A 20,748-nucleotide genomic window follows, 5' to 3' on the forward strand; every position below is an offset into this window, starting at 1 on the left:
ACCCCTGCTTAAGCGATGATGACAACGCGAAGGGCGGTTGCGGCCGGCGCCACGGCGAATTTCAGCGTCACGGTGTTGAGGTTGGTGCGCTCGATGTCGCACATCACCTCGTCATAATTGCCGCTGTTGCGGTAAACGCCCACGGTCACATCACGGGTGTTGAAGTTGTGGTTCACCGCAAACGACGTGGCCGAGCCGTCACCAATAGGCGCGGTCGCCTTCAGCTTGCGGCCGGACCATTCCGCCATTTTTTTAGGCGTAATAGCGCGCACATCATCCGTGCCCGCATCGGCCTCAACCTGCGTGGCGATCTCGATCGTGCCGGCCAGGGTTTCAGAGGCGGCCGCCGCGCTGGAGCCAAAGGGCGCCCAGACCACCGCGCCAGTGCCCAGCGTAAAGTTGACGCTGGTCTGACGGAAGGTGGCATTGGCGCTGGCCCCTTCCTCGATACTGACCACGGCCTGTTCAAGTTCATCCGCCGTATTGGCGTTAAGGTGACGGGTGGCGGGAATGGCTGCGCCGTTCCAGATGTAAATCCCGTTTTCGGCAGGCGCGGTCTGATCCTTGGCAAGGAAGCTATCATTGGCCGCCATATTAATGCCGCCAATGCTGGCGCCAGGCGCGGTCAGATTGATATTGGCGGTCGAAGCGACACGCACCGAATCCTTCCATGCCAGCCCCTCAACCGCTCGGTTGAGGTCGGCCATGCGCGCCGGTTCATTGTCGCTCGCAGGCGCGGGTAGATTCAGAATGCGGGCGGTGCCGCCCAGATCGAGATCAGACAAAACGGATTTAGACATGAGGCCTCCTATAGGCAGTCCACGGAGCCCGTGTAGGGCGCTGCAAAATTGACGGTGAGTTGGTTGAGCGACTGATGAACGACATCGGCCAGAACCTCGACGCCCCCGACCGAACGCACGGACACATGCGGCTTGCGGCCAAGGTTATGATTGACCGTCCATTGAACGGCCGGTGAGGCCTGCAGGTGCTCGTAACGATTGGCCGGATCACCCGGCGGTCCGGGCTCTCCCGGCAGGCCTCGCGGCCCCGGTTCGCCCGGTGGCCCTTCAAGCACGGGCAGGAGTTCAAACGGATCATCAGCGTCAGTCATGGGTGCGTCACCGATCTCACCAGCAGGATTTCGCCCTCGACCACCTTGTAACGGCGGCCGGTGGGCGAAATCAGAAAGGTGTCATAGACAAGCCGCGAATAGGCCATTGCCAGCAGGCTTGCGCGCTGTTCATCCGTGATGGCGTAGCTCAGGATGCGGCGGTCGGCATCGATGGCGATGCCGCCATTCTCGGTCGTGAGCTCGAGTAAGGCCTCTGGCTTTGAAAGCCTCACGCGCCATTGCGATCTGGCCGTCCAGCCCGTCAGCGTAACCGGCGTCGAACCGCGACCAGGCCGGATATAGAAGGCCGGCAGAAGGCTCTCGGTTTGCTCGACGCGGAAATTTCGTCTGTGCGCTGGCATGGCCTAGATCCACAGAGCAATAAGGCGGTTGGCCACGCGCGTGCAGTCATCGAGGCCGAGCCTGGCCGGGCCGTTGATGATGCGACGGATGGTGATAGGGTCGTTGCGGTCGGCCGCAACTGACAGCGTGCGCGCATTCCAGTAGGCGCAGGCAGCGCTTGCGGCGATGTCCGGCGTTTCAAGCCATTGCGGCGCGGTCACCAGATCGCGGCCGATCAGCTTGCCGACTTCCGCGTAGTTGTCGCGGAAGGTATGCATCAGGTAGCCACGGCCGCGATAACGGTCGCCGTCGCCAGACGCTTCATTGCCGTTGCCAAGCTGATCGGCATAGACGCGGTTGGCGATGGCAACCGAACCGGCGCGGATGAGGGCCAGCGCATCGCTGTAGCCCTTCACGCGGGAATAGGTCGCATCGAGGTGGGCGGCGTCACTGTAAGATGTGCTTTCGCGTAGCTTGGTAAAGCCTCGGGTTTCATGGGCGGCATTGGCCAGAAAATGCGAGATGCGGAAACGCCCGATGATGCCGGCGCGGAGCATGGCTGGCGCCAGAGCCTCGGCATGAACCTTGAGCGCATCCGACTGGCGCACACTGGCAGCGCAAGCCAGCAGGCAGTGCAGCGTCTTCGGCCCGAAATTGCCGTCAACTGCGCCCGGCTGGTAACCCTTGGAAATCAGGTTGCGTTGCAGGGTTTTTACTTCGGCGTCTTGCATGTGCGCGCCTCCTTCATATGCGTGGTGGCGCGCTTGTCGTGATGTGCCGCGCGTAACAGGGCGGCGGCCGTGCCGATCAGCAGAAACACGCTCACACAGATGATGATGGGGCTCATGCTAGCTCCTTCTTCTTCTTTTCGGCCAGATACTTCACGGCATCGAGCAGGAAGCCGAAGCCCAGCGCGCCCAGCGCCATGGCGATAGGAATCGATGTGACCGGTTCAAGCTTGAGATAGATCGTGGCCGTGATGGCGATGGTGGCGAAGGCGGGCAGCGCCATCAGCTCGGAATAGGTCAGCCACAGGCGCTTGCGCCGCCAGTGCGCGGCCAGCGTCGGGTCTTCCGGTGGATCGCTGGCAAGGGCAAAGAGCATCATGCCGAGCTTGCCGACCACAACCGCCAGCGCGCTGAAAAAGCTGAGCGTCCAGAAAAGGTAGATGTCATGTTTGGTCATGGGTGGGCGAAATTCCACGGGCCGCCCGTTTCGGGCACGTCAAGGCCTGACCATCGCCCCTAGGGGCGGAAGGGTTCCAGCTTGCCCGCCTGTCACAGCGCCCCTGACAGGTGGCTAAGGATGCGCGGCCCCGGCGCACGGGATCAATGTGGCGCGCATGAGTTCCGCCACCGCCATTGATCTGTCCAAAGTCCCGTTTCCCGATGTTGTCGAAGAGCTCAGTTTCGAGACCCTCTTCGCGCAGATGGCGGAAAGCGTGCGCCTCGGCATTCCCGGCGTCATCGACCCCCTGCCCGATTTTGACGAAACCATCGAGAGCGATCCCGCCGTCAAGGTTCTGCAAGCCGCCGCGCACTGGCGTCTCTTCGATCGTCAGCGTGTCAATGACGCCGCCATGGCGGTCATGGTCGCCTATGCTACCGGCGCGGATCTCGATAATCTGGCGGTGCTGGCACAGGTCACCCGCCTTGCCGGTGAGAGCGACGATGACTTGCGCGAGCGCATCATCCTTGCGCCAGAGAGCTATTCCGTGGCCGGTCCCGAACTGGCCTATATCTATCATGCCCTCTCGGCCGATCCTGATGTGGCCGATGCCAGCGCCACCAGCCCATCCCCCGGCGAGGTGGTGGTCTCGATCCTCTCGCGCACCGGCGATGGTGAGGCGGGCGCCCCGCTGATCGCTACGGTGGCCAGCGTCCTGACCGCCGATGAAATCCGCCCCCTGACCGATAGCGTCACGGTCCAGTCCGCCACCATCGTCGAGTACAGCATCACGGCCAGCCTCTGGACCTTCAGCGGCCCGGATCGCGCCACCGTGCTGGCCGAGGCCGCTGTCAAGCTCGATGCCTATGTCGCGGAATCGCGCAAGATCGGCCGTGACATCACCCGCAACGGTATCGGCTCAGCCCTGCGTGTCGCCGGTGTGCAGAATGTCACCATCGCTTCGCCCGCTGCTGATGTGGTGATCAGCAGCACGCAGGCCGCCCACTGCACCGGCATTATCCTCAACGATATGGGGACGGCCGCATGATGAGCGTCCTGCCGCCCAACGCCAGCCATCTGGAGCGCGCCCTTGAGGCGGCCATCCAAACCCCTGCCCTGCCGGTTCCGATCCGCGATCTGTGGTCGCCTGATCGCTGCCCGGTGCAATACCTGCCGTGGCTGGCGCGAGCGCTCTCCATCGATACCCTGGTCGCCCGACTGGCCGGAATTGGTCAAGCGCGCGCGCATCCGGCAGGCCTATTACATCCAGCGTCGTAAGGGCTCGGTCGCTTCTGTGCGCGCCGTGGTCGAGGCGCTGGGCGCATCCGTCGCCATCCGCGAATGGTGGCAAAGCACGCCCAAGGGCACGCCGCACACCTTCGATGTCGTCATCAACATCAATATGTCAGGGGCGGTGCCTGCCGATTATCAGGCCACCATCCTGCGCGAAATCGAGCGCACCAAGCCATTGCGCTCCCACTTCACCCTCACACAAGGGCTTCAGGCCACGGGCGATATCGGCATCAAGGCCGTGGCGCGCCCCGTGATCAGCGCCCGGATTTCAGCGGAGGCCGCGTGAGCCTGTCTATCGTCGTCACCAATGGCGGTTTAGCCGCCCTCGCCGCCGCGCAAGCCAACGGTACACTGCCGCTGGTCATCACGAAGGTCGGGGTATCACCCACCGCCATCACGCCGGTGCCGACCCTGACAGCGCTGGCTGGCGAAACCAAGCAAATCACCACGATTTCCGGCCTGACCACGGATTCGAAGAGCGCCCATATCACGGTGCAGGATCAGACCTCGGACGACTATACGGTACGGTCCTTCGGCCTCTATCTGGCTAATGGCACGCTCTTCGCCCTCTACGGCCAGCCGGACGCGATCATCGTCAAGACAGACGCCTCGGTGCTTAATCTCGCCATCGATATCCAGTTCGCGTCCATCACGGCCGCCAGCCTGTCCTTTGGTGACACCAATTTCGCCAACCCGGACGCGACAACCGTCACCAAGGGCGTGGTCGAGCTGGCCACCTCGGCTGAGGCCGTTGCGGGCACAGATACGGTGCGCGCGGTTACGCCCTCCGGTTTGTGGGCAGCTTTCACCGCCCTGCTGTCGAGCTTCGGCGTCTGGCGCGCCTCCAACGATGGCGCAGGCTCCGGCCTCGACGCCGATCTGCTCGATGGCTTGGAGGGCGCTGACTATGTGAAAAAAACGGATGCGGCCACCACAGCCGCCGCCGGTGTCTCGGCTCTGGCCACGGCGGCGGAAACGCAGGCCGGCACGGTCACCAACAAGGCCGTCACTCCCTCCGGCTTTCTGTCGGCCTTCACCGCCCTGGTCGCGGCCTTCCAGATCTGGCGCGCCTCGAATGACGGCGCGGGCTCCGGCCTCGATGCCGATCTGCTCGATGGCCAGCACGGCAGCTATTATCTCGCCGCCTCGGCCTACACCGCAGCCGATGTTAAGGCGAAAATGCTCACGGTAGATGGCTCCGGCTCCGGTCTTGACGCCGATCTGCTTGATGGTCAGGACGGCGCATACTACGCCAATATCCTCGCCCGCCTCGGATACACGCCTGTTCAACAAGGCGGCGGCGCCGGCCAAGGCACGAATAAGATCTATATCGGCTGGTCGGGCTCCCGAGTGAAGATGCAGGTTGACAGCTCGGACATGGGAAATGTTGTCTTCGACGGCAACATATCTGATGTCTGGCGCGCCTCCACTGACGGCTCCGGCTCCGGCCTCGATGCCGATTTGCTCGATGGTCAGGACGGGGCATACTACGCCAATGTTATCGCCCGCCTCGGATACACGCCTCTGAATTCCGGCAGCTACACCGCTGGCGACATTCTGGGGAAAATGGTCAGCGTGGATGGCTCCGGCTCCGGCCTCGACGCCGATCTCCTTGATGGTCAGGACGGGTCATACTACGCCAATGTTGTCGCCCGCCTCGGCTACACGCCCGCCAATGCCGCCGGCCAGAATTTCGGTGGCTCGCTCGCTGTCGGCGGCAGCCCAGTCTGGTTCGCCGGCAACGATGGGGCTGGCTCCGGCCTCGACGCCGATCTGCTCGACGGAAAAGATGCGGCGGCGTTCGCGCTAGCTGCCCTGACCAGCTCCGTTCTTCCCGCTGGTTCGAACGGGAATGGCACATGGTTCAAAATTGGAAACCTGATTATCCAATGCGGCATGAAGTCAACCATATCGCCCGACAACCCGGCGACAATCACCTATCCGATCGCCCTGTCGAACGCGCCGTTTTTCTTTATCGCAGGCACGCGCATTTCCAGCTTCGATGGCGGGGCTGACAGCTTCGCCCAGATCATTGGAACGCCCGGAACCGCCAGCATGACCGTGGCCAATCAGCGCGCCAACAATTCCGCCACCATCGATGTCCCTTGGATGATTGCAGCCTGGACCTAAAGGAGAAAATTCATGAAAACCACCATCGGCGCTTTCGACGCCAAAGTCAAAACCGTTGAGGTCACCTTCACCGAAGGCAAGATCACCCACACACGCCCCGTCAATGCCTGCCTTGATGAAGACGGCGGATACGACATCGAGGCCACCAAGGCGCGCGTCGCTGAGGTGGCGAGCGGTGTCGCGGCCAAGATCGCGGCCGGCGTCATCACCGCCCAGCCCGCGCCCACGAAAAAGCCCACCGCGTAAGTCGCCCACCTAAAGCCCGCGCACCTGTCAGGGGCGCTGTGACAGGCCGCCCGCGTAGCGCACATGCGCGCGTGGTGCATCATGGCGCGCATGAGCCAGACCTCCGCCGATGCACATGATACGATCAGCGATATGATCCGCTTCGGCAAGGTCGAAGCGGTGGCGGATGGCCATGCCACGGTCTCGTTTGGCGATATCGTCTCTCCTCCCTTGCGATGGCTCACGCTCGCCGGTTTCTTCGGCCTCTATTTTCCCTTGTCGGTCGGCCAACAGGTGGCTGTCCTGTGCCCCGATGGTGATATCACGGGCGCGCTGATCATCGGCGGCATTCCGTGCGATGCCTTCCCGCTCCCCGGCGATGGCCTCAAGATCGTCCTGAAGATGCCGGATGGCACGATCATCACCTGCGACGCCGCCACCCACACCCTGACCTTCGCCCTCGCGGCTGGTGGCAAGGTGATCGCCAACGCCCCCGGCGGCTTCGAGCTGACCGGCGATGTCAAACTGACCGGCAAGATGGATGTGACCGGCAAGGTTCACTCCGATGACGATGTGACGGCCACCTCGATCAGCCTGAAATCCCACAAACACGCGGGCATCACGGCCGGCGCAGCCAAAACGGCAGGTCCTGAATGACAGGCATGAACCGCACCACGGGCAAACCCATCGACGGTCTGGCGTTTATCCTTCAGTCGATCAAGGACATCCTGACCACGCCCGTGGGCTCCCGAACCTTTCGCCGCGACTATGGCTCGTACCTGCACCGCGTCATCGATATGGCGGCCACCGCCGCCACCCGTCTGCTGGCCTCGGCCTATTGCGCCAGCGCCATCGCCCGCTGGGAGAAACGCGTCAAGCTGACACGGGTCAAGGTCACCCTGCCGGACGCTACCGGCGCGGGTAGCGTCTATATCGAAGGCCACCGCATCGACCTGCCGGTTCCCGAAGAGTTTTCCGCATCCATCCAACTTTAAGAGGCCCATCATGCCCATTCATCACGGCATCAAGATCACCGAATCCGGCACCGGCACCCGCCCGATCGCTACGGCGTCCACCTCTGTTATCGGTCTGGTCGCTATCGCCAGCGATGCCGACGACGCCACCTTCCCACTCGATACGCCGGTCCTGATCACCGATGTCAGTGCCGCCATCGGCAAGGCGGGCGTGCTGGGCACGCTGGCCAAGGCGCTTCAGGCCATTGCCGACCAGTGCAACCCGATCATTGTGGTGGTGCGCGTCGAGGAAGGCGGAAGCCTGGCTGAAACCAACACCGCCCTGATCGGCACCACCACCTCGCAAGGTCAACTCACCGGCATGCAGGCGCTGCTGGCCGCGCAAGGCAAGCTGGGCGTCACACCCAAGATCATCGGCGTCCCCGGTCATGACAATCTGGCGGTCACCGCCGCCATGGCCGCCGTCACGCAAAAGCTGCGCGGCATGTGCTATGCGCAGGCGCAAGGCGATGTCATCTCCACCGCCATCCTCTACCGTGCGAATTTCAGCCAGCGCGAACTGATGCTGCTGTGGCCTGACTTCACCGCCTGGTCGGGCGAGGCCGTGGCCCGTGCGCTGGGCGTGCGCGCCAAGATCGACGCTCTGGTCGGTTGGCATAAGTCGATCTCCAACTATGGCGTCAATGGCGTCACCGGGATCTCGAGGGACGTCCATTTCGACATGGCGGGCGTGGCTACCGATGCGGCCCTGCTTAACGATGCCGACATCACCACCCTGATCCGCAATGAGGGCTTCAAGTTCTGGGGTAACCGCACCTGCTCGGATGATCCGCTCTTCGCCTTCGAGCCCGCCGTCCGCACCAACTATGTGCTTCAGGACAGCATCGCCAAGGGTCTGGAATGGGCCATCGACAAGCCGATCACCGCCGCCCTGATCAAGGATATCCTTAAATCGGTCAATGCCATGTTCCGCAGCCTGAAATCGCAGGGCCTGATCATCGGGGCGAAGGCCTGGTTCGATGCGACCAAGAACCCCAAGGAAGCGCTCGCCGCCGGCAAGGTGGCCATCAGCTACGACTACACGCCGTGCGCCCCGCTCGAATCGCTGACGGCCGACGCCAACATCACCGATGTCTACTATGCCGACCTGGTCAACCAGCTCGCCGCGTAAACCCCAACCCCGTTAGGAGACAGCGATGCTGCCCAAAGCCCTTAAAAACTTCAACCTCTTCATCGATGGCGCTAGCTTCCTTGGCGTCATCTCCGAGGTCACCCTGCCGAAGCTCACCCGCAAGGTGGAAGCCTATCGCGGCGCCGGCATGAACGGCGAGGCCGAGATCGATCTCGGTCAGGAAGCCATCGAGCTGTCCTACAAGGCGGGCGGCGTCCTGACCGAAGTGCTCAAGCAATATGGCGCCACCGAAGCCGATGCCGTCCAGCACCGCTGGGTCGGGGCCTATCAGGACGATAGCGCCGGCAAGTACACCAAGGTCGAGGTCGTCACGCGAGGCCGTCACAAGGAAATCGACCAAGGCAGCGCCAAGGCCGGTGAGATCGGTGAGCAAAGCATGACGGTCACCTGCACCTATTACAAGCTGTCGGTCGACAACAAGGACGTCATCGAAATCGACATGCTGGCCGGCGGCGTCTTCATCGTCGATGGCGTCGATCGCAATGCCGAACTCCGCGACATCCTCGGCATCTAACCCTCCCCCACCGGCCACCTTTTCGAAGGTGGCCGTCTCTCACCTCCTGACGAAAGCCTGACGCCATGACCACCCCTGTCTTTTCCGATCCGATTCCGCTGTCTCAGCCCATCAAGCACGGTGACACCGAAATCACATCCCTGACCCTGCGCAAGCCACAACCGGGCGAGATGCGTGGCCTCCAGCTTTCTACGCTTCAGGTGGGCGATTTCGACCAGCATATCAAGCTGATCCCGCGCATCGCTCAGCCCCTGATTACCGAGCAGGACGTCGCCGCCATGGACGCCTGTGACTTTGCCGACTGCGTGGACACCATTGTCGGTTTTTTGCTGCACTCGCGTCAGAGGGCTTTGCTGCAGACAGCATAGACGAGGTCATGCGTGATCTGGCGGCCATCTTCCATTGGTCGCCGGGAACCATGTGCGCCATGACCTTCCAAGAACTGATGGAACACCACGCCGGGGCCATCAAGCGCTACAACCTGATGAACGGAATTAAAGACAAATGAGTGACCGACGCCTAGCCCTCTCCGTTGTGCTTCAGGGCGTCGGCAATCTCTCGACCTTCCTCAAAACCGTGACGGGCGCATCTGGCCAGAGTTCCACCGCCCTACGCAAGCTCACCGATACCGCCCGCCTGCAACGCAACGAGCTGAAGGACCTGCGCTCTGAAATGGGCGCGGCCGGTGTCGCCACCCGTGACATGTTCGAGCGCGAAAAGCAGCTCTCCGACCAGATCGCCGCCACCACCCGCAAGATCGACGCCCAGAAAGCCTCTATGGGCCGCATCACCAAGGCCCGCGCCACGGGCGATCAGGCGCGCTCGAAAGGCAGCGGCAACCTGATGGCGGCCGGTGCGATCGCCGCGCCCCTTTTCCTCGATCTGAAAGCCGCGTCTGATTTTGGCGAAGGCATGATCGATATCCAGCAGAAGGCCAATCTGTCGGCCGATGCCGCCGGGCGCCTGCAAAAGAACATTCTCGCGGCAGCACATGACGCCCACCAGTTGCCAGAAAACCTGCGCGCGGGCGTCGATACGCTGGCCGGATTTGGTATGACGCCGCAACAATCGGCAGCGATGATCGCGCCCATCGGCAAGGCTGCCACCGCCTATCGCGCCGAACTGGACGCTCTGTCGGCGGCCAGCTTCGCCGTCTATGACAACCTGAAAGTCCCGCTCAACCAGACCTCCCTCGCCCTCGACGCCATGGCCAGATCGGGCAAGGACGGTGCGTTTGAGCTGAAGGACATGGCGATGTACTTCCCGGCCCTGACCGCCGCCGCGCAAGGTCTGGGTCAGAGCGGCATCGGCGCGGTGGCTGACCTCTCCGCCGCGCTTCAGATCGCCCGTAAAGGCGCGGGCAATTCCGCCTCGGCCGCCAACAACGTGCAGAACCTGCTGGCCAAGATCAACACCAAGGACACGATCAAGAATTTCAAGGACTTTGGCGTCGATCTGCCGGCAGCGATGAAGAAGGCTTATGCCGAGGGCAAGACGCCCCTTGAAGCCATTGCCGAGCTGACCACCAAGGCCACCGGCGGCGATATGTCAAAGCTCGCCTTCCTGTTTAGCGATATGCAGGTCCAGCAGGCCTTGCGGCCTCTGATCGCCAACATGGACGAATATCGCAAGATCCGCGCCAATGCCATGCAGGCGGTCGGAACGGTCGATGCCGATTTTGCTGTGCGATCGCAAAGCGCCGGCACCAATGCGCGCGCCCTGATGGGTGATTTGCAGCGGCTGGCTATAACCGCGGGCTCCCAGCTCCTGCCGCCCTTGGTCAAAATCACCGGGCAGGTGCTTGCGGTCACCGACAAGGTCGCCGCCTGGACGGAAAAGAATCCCAAGCTCACCGCCATGATCATGCAAGGCGTTGTGGCGCTTCTGGCCTTCAATCTGGCCCTTGGCGCCGGCCGGATTGCCTTTGGCTCTGTTGTCGGCCCGATCACACAAGCCATCGAGGCCTATCGCTGGCTGAAGGAGATCGGCGTCATCGCCCGCATTGTCAGCGTGGCCGGTCCGCTGCTGGCCGGGAACTTCGCCGTCATCGGCACCGCCGCCACCGCCTTTGGCGGGGCCATGGCCACGGCCGGCGCTTTCCTGATGGCCAACCCGATCATTCTGGCCATTGTCGCCCTGGTCGCGGTGCTGGCCTTCGCCGTGCCATGGATCATCAAGAACTGGGACGCGCTCAAGGCAGGGTTTGGCGCGGCCGCCGCCTATCTGATGACCGCCTTACAGCCGATCATTGCGCCCATCATGGCGGTGATCAGTTTCCTTGGCAGCATATGGGACAAGATCAAGGCCCCGCTGGCGGCCGGACTGAAAATGGCGCTCGATATCTTTCTGCAGTTCACCCCCCTGGGCGCGATCATTTCGGGCATCATGCCGGTGATCAACTGGCTGAAAACCATCGACTGGGCGGCCATGGGGCGCGACATCATCCAAGGCCTGATCAACGGCATCGTCTTCATGCTGGGGCCATTGGGCAAGGTGCTGAAAGGCGCGGCCGAGGCGGGCATCAATGCCTTTAAGCAAAAGGCCGAGATCCACAGCCCGTCACGCGTCTTCATGGGCTTCGGTGAAAATATCACCGAGGGCCTGAATATCGGCATCGCCCGATCGGTGAAGCGCCCTCTCAACCAGGCGCGCAATCTCGCGGCCGGTGTGGCAGGCGCCATGGCGATCACGGCCGGAACGCCATCACTGGCCGCCAGCGCCAGCGGCATCACGGCCTCGCAACTGCCGGCCGCGCGCCACGCAAGCGGTGCAGCGGCGGTGCATATGGGCGGCATCACCATCAACATCTACGCCCAGCCCGGTCAATCGGTCACCGAGCTGCAAACGGCCGTCGAGAACGCCGTGCAGAACGTCCTCGACAAGGCGAATGCCACTAGCCGCGCCAGCTATGGAGACGATGACGCATGATGTTAGCGCTCGAGGATTTCATTTTTGAAATCGGCACCCTGCCATATCAGCAGCTTCAGCGCGCCACCGCATGGAAGTTCGCTAAGTCGGAGCGCTTCGGCGCGCGCGACGCTGTCCAGTTTGTCGGCCCCGGCGACGACAAGATCACGCTCACCGGCGCGCTATACCCCGGCTTTGCGGGCACCTTCAGTTCGATCGAGCAGATCCGCACGATGGGCAGTAAGGGGCTTAGCTACACCCTGATCTCCGGCACCGGAGACGTGATGGGCCAATGGATCATCCTGTCGTTCAATGAGAACCGATCAGAATTCCTGATCGACGGTGTGCCGCGCAAGGCGGATTTCACGCTCGAGCTGGAGCGCGTTGATGACTAGCCAGCCGAGCGTCTTGCCGAAGGCCGCATGGAAGGTCGAGCAGGCGGACAAGGATATCACCGACCGGATCAATCCGCGCCTGCTGGCCCTCACCCTGACGGAAAAGCGCGGCAATGAGGCCGATGAGCTGGAGATCCGCGTCGATGACCGCGATGGCACCGTGGCCATGCCGAAGAAGGGCGTGGTGCTTCAGGTGTGGCTGGGCTGGGAACGTGGCACCGGACTGCCGCAGGGCCTGGTCTATAAGGGCACCTTTAAGGTGGATGAGCGCAGCCTGTCCGGCCCGCCCGATATCATCACCATTCGCGCCCGCTCAGCCGATTTCACCGACACCTTCAAGGTGCGGAAACAGCGTAGCTTTGTCGGCCAGACGGTCAAAACCATCATGTCCGCCATCGCCGCCGACAATGGCCTGAAACTCAGCATCGACGCGGATCTAGGCGCGAAGGTGATTCCGGCGCTCGGCCATACTGCCAAGAGCGATGCCGCCCTGCTCAAGCTACTGGGAAAACGCTTCGATGCTGTGGCCACTGTCAAATCCGGAACCCTGATCTTTTCGCCTATCGGCAAGAGCGCCAGCCCCGGCGGCAAGGCCATCCCCACCGAGACGATCGACCGGAAGCAGACCAGCCCCGGCTTTACCTTCTCAGAGCCAGATCGCGGCACCTATGACGGCGTCGAGGCCAAGTGGCACAATAAGGCCACCAACCAGCAGGAGACGGTTGTGGTGGGCGGCTCGGCAGAGCCGAAGGCCAAGCTCCTGCGGAAAGTCTATGCCAACGAGGCCGATGCCCGAACGGCCGCCGAAGCCGAACAGGGGCGCATGGAACGCGGCAAGGCCACCATGAGCTTCCCCTTGGCGCTGGGCCGACCGGATATCTTTCCCGATAGGCCGATCAGGCTCACCGGATGGAAAGCCGAGGTCAACGCTATCGACTGGCTGGTGATCGAGACGTCGCACAGCATGGACGGCAACGGCGCGCTTTCGACCCGGCTATCGCTGGAGGCGGCCGCCAAGGCCTGACGCCCTTCCCGTTACCGGTTTCCCCTGCTGGCAGCGATTATGGATTTGAGGGGAAGTTTTAGGAGACGACTATGCCGAAGATGCGCGCAAAACTGCAACTGAACTCGATCACGAAATATACCGGTTCGGAACAACTGAATTTCAACGCCGTAGCCGCCAGCCGCTACCCGGAAGATGGCTCGGACGAAGACAATACCTATGCCAAGTTCTCGCCCTCGGCCAAGGTGGAAATCATGGTGGCAAACCCCGAATTGATCGGGAAGTTCACCGTTGGCGAAAAATACTATGTGGATTTCACGCCCGCCGAATAGGCCCGCGTCCGTCCACTGAATATAAAAGCCCCGGCGCTTATGCACCGGGGCTTTTTTGATTTCGGCATTTCGTCTAGATTGCAATTAAGAAAGATTTACGGCATGAACGCAACCAAATCACATTTGGGGACTACCATGAAGAAGACCGTATTATACGCAGTCATGTTGTTGTTGGCGACGCCCACCCTTGCCGATGAAGCGACAGTTCGTCAGCAATTGGTAGCGGTTAAAGCGACGGCCGACACATGTCAGAAAGCCGTTGAGACGGGCGTATCGGCAAATATTGTTGAGCAATGCGCCGTAAAGAATATACCTGGCTATCTAACGCCAACCGGTCAAACTGACATATATTCGACTATGAAAGTTGGCGAATGTCCTGCCTTCCTTGAGGCAGCGGGAAGGTATGGTGCGCTTAAGTCTAAATTTGATGCAAAGCCATCAGCCGGCGCAAACGTTGTTCTTAATAGTAACAAGAAAAACGTAACTGAAAAATATGAAGCTTGCCTTGCCTCCTTGACCGACAAAGAAAAAGAGGCGGTGCCAGAGAATAAGATAGTCCAGTTGTGGGACTGACCCCGCCCAAATCACCGAGCGAGGCCTCTGCCCGCTAGTTGACCTCCCTTGTGCTTTCAACGATCAGCATTGCCCTTTCCGAAGCCGCTTCGGCCGCAGCCGCCGCCACGGTCAGATGATGCCGCACATCTATCGCGGCCACCGCCGCAAGCTGCCGCAAGTCTATGCTCAGCGCATGCGTAACATCTTTGACGTAAGTTGCGGCATGGATCACATCGGTCAGGTTGATGGCATTCATTTCTTGTCCCCTTCGAGCTCTATTTGTTCCTCCTTTGTTCTCTTTTTAGGGGGCGCGAGTCAAGCCAAATGGTAAACCGTTACGCGAAAGCTGTTAACACTTTTTAGAGACCTAAAGACAACTCGCCCCGCCGGAACAGGACGCGTAAAGGGCGGGCAGATCTCCCTAAATTCCGGCGCCGTCGCTGACGGTGTAGCCTCGCCACTCAGACAGCAGTGGCAAGGCCCAAGACGACCGAAGCTTGCCTTCATCATCATACGCGAGCCAGACACGCCCGCCGCCGAAGCTACAAGCCAGCGGACCATGCTTTGAGCTTTCCCGAATGAGCTGTGCGTTCTCTTCCTGCTCTAAATAGATACGGGGAAGGCTCGCGCTCATTGCAGCATCGCTCGGGTGATGATATCATCCGCATCCTCTCGACTGGCGACCGGCAAGGTATTGAGGGTGCGATAGGTGCGTTTAGGCTTGCCCGGACGACGCGGATCTTCGGTCAATGTCTCTAACCGCACGAAAATGCCCTCGCGCGTCTGGAAAATACAATAAGGCCCAAAAGAGCCTATCATCTTGTTCATCATGAGAGCACCTTGACAAGAAGGACGATGACAGCGACCCCAAAAAGGCCGCAAGCGAGGAGAACCCAGCCGAGCGGAGAGAGCGTTCTCACAGCCCGAACCACACGACGGGCGTGACGGCGATCGCCATGGCGACGACAACGCCTACTAGCAGCCAGGGCCAGAGCGTGACGTGACGGTAGCGACGGCCTGTGATGGCCAAGGCCGGACGCGGCTTGATCCTTGCCGCCACCGACAGCGCCGCCAGATCGGCTTTCTCCTGCCACATCTTTTGAAACGCCTCGCTCCGCGCCAGCAGGGTTTGGCGCAACAAACGCGCTTCGAGTTTCTGCCGTGGCGTGAGATCCCGCGCCCACAGGATAGCCCGTGCCAGCAACTTCGCGGCGGTCGCCACCGGTGAAGGCGGCGCGTGAGAGGCCGACTGTTCGGCAGTACCGTCAGCGCCCGCGAGCATGACAAACGGCGTGTCACTGACACCATAGGTACGCGTCGGGCTGGCGGCTCGGCGCTTGGAAAGATCGACAACCGTTCCCATCACGCCACCGCCAACTGCTGAACATCGGCACTTTCGTCTTCGTCATCATCGTCATGGCGCGTGTTGCGGAAGATATTGGCATCGCGGCCGGCGTCATCATCGCAATCGGCGTCACCGAGCGAATAGCGCTCAACCTTCGGCACGGCGGCGAGCCGACGCTTCTGACGGCCGGTGATCAGTTCGGCGGCGATCGTGAAGGCCTTCAGCTCGGTGTCATCCATCGCGGCGATGGCGTCGAAGAGACGCGGCGACGTCATGTAGACCAGGCGCGCGCGCTCGGACCAGTCGGCGGTGAAAGCCGTGACGGCGCCCGTCGATTGAGGCAACAGGCTTGCGGGCAAAACGCCCAGGGTTTCAGCCACCTGCACCAGCACCGAGCAGGACACGCGATTCGAGCCACGCTCATATTTCTGGATCTGCTGGAAGGTCATACCGACGCCTTGCGCCAGTGTCTCTTGCGACATTTTCAGCGCGCGGCGGCGCTGGCGGATATTGGCGCCAACCTGCAAATCGATGGCGTGCGGCGTCTTCTTTTCAGTTGCGGACATATTGCATTCTCCCATGGCGTGATTTGCCATGGGTTGAATGTGTAATTTACGCGTGTAATTCCGTCAATAGAAATTGTGTAATTTACACATTACACAGAATCAATCGCCCCGCAGGGTGATAGGGTACGGGCGACGCGCCTCGGATAACGGGATATTATGCTGCACCTCAACATAGCACGCTTCGCCCTCAAGCGTTTTCTGCTCTAGGCGCGTTGTTTCAATATGTGACGCTGTGGTGCGCAGATACTTCCGAATGATAAAAACGCCATTTTTCAATTTGATGACCACGCCCTGATTTCGACGCGGCGCATTGGTCAGATGATAGATCACGAACCCGCCCGGCTCGGCGTAGGGAACGGCATCTTCATTGACTACCTGCAACAGGCGGGTGTCAGCACCCAGTGCGGACTCTAAGTCAAAGTCCGCAACCCTGTTGCTTTCATAAACATTATATCCTTCATCGCCTAACCTCGCCTCGGTTTCGACCTGGACCGACAACCGCAACGGCGGAGTTGAAACGGCCAGCGCGATAGGCTCATCTAAAGCTTGGACCTGCTTCTCCAAATCGGCGAGAGTAAACCCAAGTGCCCGCAAAACCTTCTCTTGCGTTTCAACGTCCAAGAAGCCAAAGCCGGTCCCTTTTTCATATCTTTGGATGGTCTGCTGGGTATAGGGCGTCAGGTCCGCCACTTCTTGCTGGGACATATCCGCGAGGCCACGAAGACGCTTTAAAGCCTTCCCGTAAGCCTTTGCCAGATTGGCTTTGTCCGCGTCACTGATACCGAAAATGTTTGTCATAATCGGATTGTGGCGCACCGAAGATGTGTAAGAAACGGTGTACATTCTGTGTTAATAACGCATTTACCATTGTAATTTACACCAAATCACCTGAATGGCTAATTTGTGCCGATTCTGGTGAGACCAATGATACTGACCCATACCTTTCCACCACCCCCTAAGCCTGCGTACAGATCGCCGCTGAAAATGTGGTGTGACGACCGAGGCATGAGCATTGCCGCCGTCGCCGGAATTATTGGCGTCAAACAACAGGTTCTGGAAAGAAATATTCTTCCTCCGGAACACAGGCGTTTTGTGCCGGCGTCAAGCAAGACCCGTCAACTGATCGAGATCTATACCCTGGGCGGTGTTTGCATGAACGACTGGCCTTCACGTGAACCTGTCGAAATGGTGAGGCACGCATGAGCCTGCCCATCACCTCTCGCGACGAAGGCCGCTGGCTCGATCTGATCGCCCAGGCCATCCGCCTGACCAACCCCAAGGTGTCCGACCTCGGCCCGCTGAAAAAAGCGGCCATCAAGGCAACCGCGGCGACCTTGCCAGAAGAGTTTCAGGGCGTCCGCGACAATCCCTTTATGCGCCTGATCAAGGGCGCGGAGGCCTTGCAGCGCGATCGCGCGCTCGACAAGGAACTTCTGATCACGTTCGGCTGGACGTGCCTTGAAAAGCTGGTCGGCGTCGATCTGGGCATGCACGTCCGCGAAGAGCTGCGCCGCTACGCCCTCAAAAATTTCGAAACCTTCCGGGCGGTTTTGCTCGGCCTGAGTAAAACGCGTGATTCTGATGCTGCGTAAGGGGGAATATATGGAACAACCTGAAATTCAAACTGAACGGCGCAAGTGGATAGGCGGCCGCTCCCCTGCTTTCACCTGCCCAAAATGCGGTGGCGCCGTTCATGCCCGCTACTCCGAGGATATGAGCCCACTTGTCAGGCAGCTTAACTATCGCTGTCGAAATGAGGCGTGCTTGCTGCGTTTCTCGGCGCACCTGTCCTACGTCAGGACCACCACCCCGTCCCGGCTCGGCAGTTTCCCCGGCGAGGTGCCGCACCTCAATCTCAAAGACCGATCCCCGCCTCCTGACCTTCACGCCCGCTAACTGACCCGCCCCACACACCCGACCAAACGACGCGCTGCAAAGCGCGCACGCTACCGCCTTGCCTGCAATCCGGCGAATGCCGGACCACCTGAAAGATGCCCTGACCGATGCCTATGGCTCCCGACATTTTAGAAGACGTCCAAGCGCGGCTTGAAAGCGATTTCGGCTTCAAGACCAAGGGCGCGTGGATGCAGCAAGGTCGCTGCCCGTCCTGTAAAAAGCGAGAACTCTTCACCCGCCGGGACAATCCGTGGGTAGTGCGGTGTGGCCGCTCCAATCGTTGCGGCTATGAAATCGACGTAAAAGACGAATACCGCGATCTGTTTGAGAGCTGGTCGAACTCGATATCAGCCGACAGAGCAAGACCCGAACGCCTCAGCCGACGCCTATATGATTTATAAGCGTGGCCTGAACCTGACGGGCATGAAGGGTGCGTATCGTCAGGAGACCTTCCGCGATTACAAACGCAACATGGTGTCGGCCACTGTCCGCTTCACCCTGCCAGGCGGCACCTATTGGGAGCGCCTGATCGATCAGGAATCGCGCTTTGATCGCAAGGCGCATTTCGAGAAAGACGGCTCTTGGTCCGGCTGGTGGTGGCAGCGTCCAGACCAGTCATGGGAAGATCTAGCCCGCGCCGATGATTTATGGATTGCCGAAGGCATATTCGATGCCTGGTCTTTGGGCGATGTTGCACCCGGCGCCAGCCGTCACGCCGTTTCCACGATGTCGTGTAACGTCTATCCGAAAAAGGCCCTTCACAAACTGAAGGAGGTCTGTGCCGCCCTAAATGTTCGCGGCCCGCGCCTCGTTTTTGCCTATGACATCGGAAAAGCAGGGACCGAATACACCCGAAAATTCGTTGAGCAGGCCCGTGACGAAGGCTGGCGCGCCACGGCTGCGCAGCCTCGGCCAGAGGGCGAAACTGAAAAGCATGACTGGAATGACCTTAAGCGCCGCGACCGCCTAAAGCCGGAAGACCTCGCCAACTATCTCTGGAATGGCGAAGTCCTTCTGGCTGAAAACGCCACCGATAAGGCGCTGTTGCTGTGGCAAAAACACAAATGGTCGAGCTTCAGCTTCATCCATGAAAACCGCACATGGTGGGCCACATTTGATGAAACGAAGATAGCCGAGTCCATGAACAAAGAAGGGGTCAGCGAAAAATTCGCAGCCCGCAAATGCGCCAACGTTTCAGAGATCGCTAACTGCGCATTTCGCCTTCTCTACAAACAGACTGACAAGGCCATTGGCGAAAGCCATTACTTCCTGCGCGTCGAAATGTCAGACAGCAACCACGTCTATCGTGGCAAGTGTGCCACCGCCGCGATTACAAGCGCCGGTGAATTTCGCAAGGTATTGGCGGATGTTTCGACCGCCGGTCTTTGGACAGGGTCATCCTACCAGCTTGACAAGATCGTGGAGCGTCAGCGGCCGCACATCAAGGAAATCCAGACAGTCGATTTCGTCGGCTACTGCCGCGACAACAAGGCTTGGCTGCTTGGCGATATCGCCGTCAGAAACGGGCGCATCTATGATGTGAACGACGAGGATTATTTCGATTTTGGCGACTGCCAGCTTAAGCTGCGTTCGGCCGATCCGAAGCTCGACATCGAATATGACGCCGAGCGCTTTAATACCGATTGGTTCCCCTACCTCTGGACCGCGTATCGCGGCAATGGCCTGGTCACCCTCACCTATTGGGTGATGTCGATGTTTGCCGAGCATATCCGCAAGGGCAAACCACTCCATAAAAGCCTTGGCTTCCTAGAAATGTGCGGTCTGCCGGGAACCGGTAAATCCACATTGGTTGAACTGATGTGGAAGATGTGCGGTCGGGAAAACTACGAAGGCTTCAACCCCGCAAAAGCCACCTTGGCCGCGACATCCCGCAATCTGGCCAAGGTCGCGAACCTCCCCGTTGTCTTAATGGAAGGCGACAGGCAGGAGGCCTCACATGCCAAGAAGTTCGATTTTGACGAGCTGAAGGACATTTACGGCGGCAACACGGTCAGGGCGCGCGGCAAGGCGACCGGCGGCAACGAAACTTACGAACCGAGCTTCCGCGCTTCGGTTGTGATTATGCAGAATTTCGGGGTCAATTCGACCGAGGCGGTGATGGAGCGGATTATGTCCCTCAACTTCACCAAGGAAGGATATTCCCCAGCCACCAAGGCGGCGGCGGAAAAGCTAGAACAGTGGCCGATGGAAGAGCTGTCAGGCTGCATCATCCATATCATCCGGCAGGAAGACAGATGGATTGACGCTTTCACCAAGGCCTTCCCGGTTCATATTCAACGGATGATGGCGGAAAAGAAGGTCCGGAACGACCGTATCCGCAAGACCCATTCCCAGCTTCATGCTGGCCTCGATGCGCTCGCCGCCATCATGAAGATAGATCCCGCCATTATCGCGGCCGGTCATGATCATATTGAGCATATCGCCAAGACGCGCGACCAGCTCATACAGGGCGACCACCCCGTCGTGTCGCAATTCTGGGAAAGCTACGAGTGGTTCGCCCTTAGCGATAAGACGCTCGATCCGTCTGGCAACCCGAACCAGCTCAATCACTCCAAAAACCCCGACACGATCGCCATCAACCTTCTGCAATTTGAAGCGCGATGCCGCCGCGAAGGCAATGCCTGCCCGCCGCTCGATGATCTGCGCAAGCACCTGCGTTCGTCCAAATCCCGCCCATTCGTTGACGACAAGACGGTCGATTCCATCACCGGCAAGAAAGTCCACTGCTGGGTATTCCAAACCGCCGAAGCCGCCAAAGCGGCCAAAAAAGGAGCCTGACA

General features: G+C 60.3%; 31 protein-coding genes. 20 read left to right on the forward strand and 11 right to left on the reverse strand.

Annotation, left to right across the window (positions count from 1 at the left end; all coding sequences use genetic code 11):
• Positions 1–8: 8 nt before the first annotated feature.
• Genes ABQ278_RS12200 through ABQ278_RS12225 form a run of 6 tightly spaced genes read right to left on the reverse strand, consistent with a single transcriptional unit; the run spans position 9 to position 2,638 of the window.
• Positions 9–800: a hypothetical protein gene (locus ABQ278_RS12200; protein ID WP_349319838.1), complete on the reverse strand. Its 792-nt coding sequence runs from the start codon at positions 798–800 to the stop codon at positions 9–11.
• Positions 801–808: 8 nt separating this feature from the next.
• Entirely contained in the window at positions 809–1,111 is a 303-nt protein-coding gene (locus tag ABQ278_RS12205) for a hypothetical protein (protein ID WP_349319839.1), read from the reverse strand.
• Positions 1,108–1,473: a hypothetical protein gene (locus ABQ278_RS12210; protein ID WP_349319840.1), complete on the reverse strand. Its 366-nt coding sequence runs from the start codon at positions 1,471–1,473 to the stop codon at positions 1,108–1,110. Before ABQ278_RS12210 ends, ABQ278_RS12205 begins: the two co-directional genes overlap by 4 nt.
• Positions 1,474–1,476: 3 nt before the next feature.
• Entirely contained in the window at positions 1,477–2,184 is a 708-nt protein-coding gene (locus ABQ278_RS12215) for a peptidoglycan-binding protein (protein ID WP_349319841.1), read from the reverse strand.
• Positions 2,166–2,300 (reverse strand): hypothetical protein, encoded by a 135-nt coding sequence (locus ABQ278_RS12220; RefSeq protein WP_349319842.1) that lies wholly within the window; start codon positions 2,298–2,300, stop codon positions 2,166–2,168. Before ABQ278_RS12220 ends, ABQ278_RS12215 begins: the two co-directional genes overlap by 19 nt.
• Entirely contained in the window at positions 2,297–2,638 is a 342-nt protein-coding gene (locus ABQ278_RS12225) for a hypothetical protein (RefSeq protein WP_349319843.1), read from the reverse strand. Before ABQ278_RS12225 ends, ABQ278_RS12220 begins: the two co-directional genes overlap by 4 nt.
• A gap of 157 nt (positions 2,639–2,795) precedes the next feature.
• Between ABQ278_RS12225 and ABQ278_RS12230 the strand changes: the two genes are divergently transcribed.
• The 16 genes from ABQ278_RS12230 to ABQ278_RS12305 all read left to right on the forward strand — a co-directional run bounded on the left by ABQ278_RS12230 (position 2,796) and on the right by ABQ278_RS12305 (position 14,158).
• Complete coding sequence (locus tag ABQ278_RS12230; protein WP_349319844.1) at positions 2,796–3,668, forward strand: baseplate J/gp47 family protein; 873 nt, start codon at positions 2,796–2,798, stop codon at positions 3,666–3,668.
• Entirely contained in the window at positions 3,665–3,898 is a 234-nt protein-coding gene (locus tag ABQ278_RS12235; RefSeq protein ID WP_349319845.1) for a phage tail protein I, read from the forward strand. Before ABQ278_RS12230 ends, ABQ278_RS12235 begins: the two co-directional genes overlap by 4 nt.
• Positions 3,849–4,199 (forward strand): phage tail protein I, encoded by a 351-nt coding sequence (locus tag ABQ278_RS12240; protein WP_349319846.1) that lies wholly within the window; start codon positions 3,849–3,851, stop codon positions 4,197–4,199. Before ABQ278_RS12235 ends, ABQ278_RS12240 begins: the two co-directional genes overlap by 50 nt.
• Positions 4,196–6,043 (forward strand): hypothetical protein, encoded by a 1,848-nt coding sequence (locus tag ABQ278_RS12245; RefSeq protein WP_349319847.1) that lies wholly within the window; start codon positions 4,196–4,198, stop codon positions 6,041–6,043. Before ABQ278_RS12240 ends, ABQ278_RS12245 begins: the two co-directional genes overlap by 4 nt.
• A 12-nt stretch (positions 6,044–6,055) precedes the next feature.
• Entirely contained in the window at positions 6,056–6,289 is a 234-nt protein-coding gene (locus ABQ278_RS12250; protein ID WP_349319848.1) for a hypothetical protein, read from the forward strand.
• Positions 6,290–6,352: 63 nt separating this feature from the next.
• Entirely contained in the window at positions 6,353–6,925 is a 573-nt protein-coding gene (locus ABQ278_RS12255) for a phage baseplate assembly protein V (RefSeq protein WP_349319849.1), read from the forward strand.
• Between the two features lie 5 nt (positions 6,926–6,930).
• Positions 6,931–7,263, forward strand: a complete 333-nt coding sequence (locus tag ABQ278_RS12260; protein ID WP_349319850.1) for a GPW/gp25 family protein — start codon at positions 6,931–6,933, stop codon at positions 7,261–7,263.
• Positions 7,264–7,270: 7 nt separating this feature from the next.
• On the forward strand, positions 7,271–8,413 hold the full coding sequence (locus ABQ278_RS12265) for a phage tail sheath subtilisin-like domain-containing protein (RefSeq protein ID WP_349322160.1): 1,143 nt from the start codon (positions 7,271–7,273) through the stop codon (positions 8,411–8,413).
• Positions 8,414–8,438: 25 nt separating this feature from the next.
• The gene (locus ABQ278_RS12270; RefSeq protein ID WP_349319851.1) at positions 8,439–8,948 is read left to right on the forward strand and encodes a phage major tail tube protein; all 510 of its coding nucleotides are present in this window, start codon (positions 8,439–8,441) and stop codon (positions 8,946–8,948) included.
• Positions 8,949–9,013: 65 nt separating this feature from the next.
• Positions 9,014–9,316, forward strand: a complete 303-nt coding sequence (locus ABQ278_RS12275) for a phage tail assembly protein (protein WP_349319852.1) — start codon at positions 9,014–9,016, stop codon at positions 9,314–9,316.
• 8 nt (positions 9,317–9,324) lie between these two features.
• Positions 9,325–9,456 (forward strand): GpE family phage tail protein, encoded by a 132-nt coding sequence (locus tag ABQ278_RS12280; protein WP_349319853.1) that lies wholly within the window; start codon positions 9,325–9,327, stop codon positions 9,454–9,456.
• Positions 9,453–11,876, forward strand: a complete 2,424-nt coding sequence (locus ABQ278_RS12285) for a phage tail tape measure protein (protein WP_349319854.1) — start codon at positions 9,453–9,455, stop codon at positions 11,874–11,876. Before ABQ278_RS12280 ends, ABQ278_RS12285 begins: the two co-directional genes overlap by 4 nt.
• Positions 11,873–12,250 (forward strand): phage tail protein, encoded by a 378-nt coding sequence (locus ABQ278_RS12290; protein WP_349319855.1) that lies wholly within the window; start codon positions 11,873–11,875, stop codon positions 12,248–12,250. Before ABQ278_RS12285 ends, ABQ278_RS12290 begins: the two co-directional genes overlap by 4 nt.
• Positions 12,243–13,274, forward strand: a complete 1,032-nt coding sequence (locus ABQ278_RS12295) for a contractile injection system protein, VgrG/Pvc8 family (protein ID WP_349319856.1) — start codon at positions 12,243–12,245, stop codon at positions 13,272–13,274. The genes ABQ278_RS12290 and ABQ278_RS12295 overlap by 8 nt, the downstream gene beginning before the upstream one ends.
• Positions 13,275–13,345: 71 nt before the next feature.
• Positions 13,346–13,585 carry a hypothetical protein gene (locus tag ABQ278_RS12300; protein WP_349319857.1) on the forward strand — a complete coding sequence of 80 codons (240 nt, stop codon included), beginning with the start codon at positions 13,346–13,348 and terminating at the stop codon, positions 13,583–13,585.
• Positions 13,586–13,720: 135 nt separating this feature from the next.
• Positions 13,721–14,158 (forward strand): hypothetical protein, encoded by a 438-nt coding sequence (locus ABQ278_RS12305; RefSeq protein WP_349319858.1) that lies wholly within the window; start codon positions 13,721–13,723, stop codon positions 14,156–14,158.
• 34 nt (positions 14,159–14,192) lie between these two features.
• On the opposite strand, the gene ABQ278_RS12310 is transcribed toward ABQ278_RS12305, so the two are convergent.
• From ABQ278_RS12310 to ABQ278_RS12330, 5 genes are all read right to left on the reverse strand, one after another.
• Positions 14,193–14,396 (reverse strand): hypothetical protein, encoded by a 204-nt coding sequence (locus tag ABQ278_RS12310; protein WP_349319859.1) that lies wholly within the window; start codon positions 14,394–14,396, stop codon positions 14,193–14,195.
• Between the two features lie 374 nt (positions 14,397–14,770).
• Entirely contained in the window at positions 14,771–14,971 is a 201-nt protein-coding gene (locus ABQ278_RS12315; RefSeq protein WP_349319860.1) for a hypothetical protein, read from the reverse strand.
• A gap of 85 nt (positions 14,972–15,056) precedes the next feature.
• Positions 15,057–15,506, reverse strand: coding sequence for a hypothetical protein (locus tag ABQ278_RS12320; RefSeq protein WP_349319861.1), 450 nt, complete (start codon positions 15,504–15,506; stop codon positions 15,057–15,059).
• The gene (locus ABQ278_RS12325; RefSeq protein ID WP_349319862.1) at positions 15,503–16,051 is read right to left on the reverse strand and encodes a helix-turn-helix domain-containing protein; all 549 of its coding nucleotides are present in this window, start codon (positions 16,049–16,051) and stop codon (positions 15,503–15,505) included. Before ABQ278_RS12325 ends, ABQ278_RS12320 begins: the two co-directional genes overlap by 4 nt.
• Before the next feature lie 99 nt (positions 16,052–16,150).
• On the reverse strand, positions 16,151–16,894 hold the full coding sequence (locus ABQ278_RS12330) for a helix-turn-helix transcriptional regulator (protein ID WP_349319863.1): 744 nt from the start codon (positions 16,892–16,894) through the stop codon (positions 16,151–16,153).
• Positions 16,895–17,056: 162 nt separating this feature from the next.
• Between ABQ278_RS12330 and ABQ278_RS12335 the strand changes: the two genes are divergently transcribed.
• The 4 genes from ABQ278_RS12335 (at position 17,057) to ABQ278_RS12350 (ending at position 20,746) form a co-directional block, all read left to right on the forward strand.
• Positions 17,057–17,254 (forward strand): hypothetical protein, encoded by a 198-nt coding sequence (locus ABQ278_RS12335; protein ID WP_349319864.1) that lies wholly within the window; start codon positions 17,057–17,059, stop codon positions 17,252–17,254.
• Positions 17,251–17,643 (forward strand): hypothetical protein, encoded by a 393-nt coding sequence (locus ABQ278_RS12340; protein WP_349319865.1) that lies wholly within the window; start codon positions 17,251–17,253, stop codon positions 17,641–17,643. Before ABQ278_RS12335 ends, ABQ278_RS12340 begins: the two co-directional genes overlap by 4 nt.
• Positions 17,644–18,060: 417 nt before the next feature.
• Positions 18,061–18,348 carry a hypothetical protein gene (locus ABQ278_RS12345; RefSeq protein WP_349319866.1) on the forward strand — a complete coding sequence of 96 codons (288 nt, stop codon included), beginning with the start codon at positions 18,061–18,063 and terminating at the stop codon, positions 18,346–18,348.
• The gene (locus tag ABQ278_RS12350) at positions 18,338–20,746 is read left to right on the forward strand and encodes a toprim domain-containing protein (protein WP_349319867.1); all 2,409 of its coding nucleotides are present in this window, start codon (positions 18,338–18,340) and stop codon (positions 20,744–20,746) included. Before ABQ278_RS12345 ends, ABQ278_RS12350 begins: the two co-directional genes overlap by 11 nt.
• Positions 20,747–20,748: the final 2 nt, after the last annotated feature.

The organism is Asticcacaulis sp. MM231, assembly GCF_964186625.1.
Taxonomy (GTDB): domain Bacteria; phylum Pseudomonadota; class Alphaproteobacteria; order Caulobacterales; family Caulobacteraceae; genus Asticcacaulis.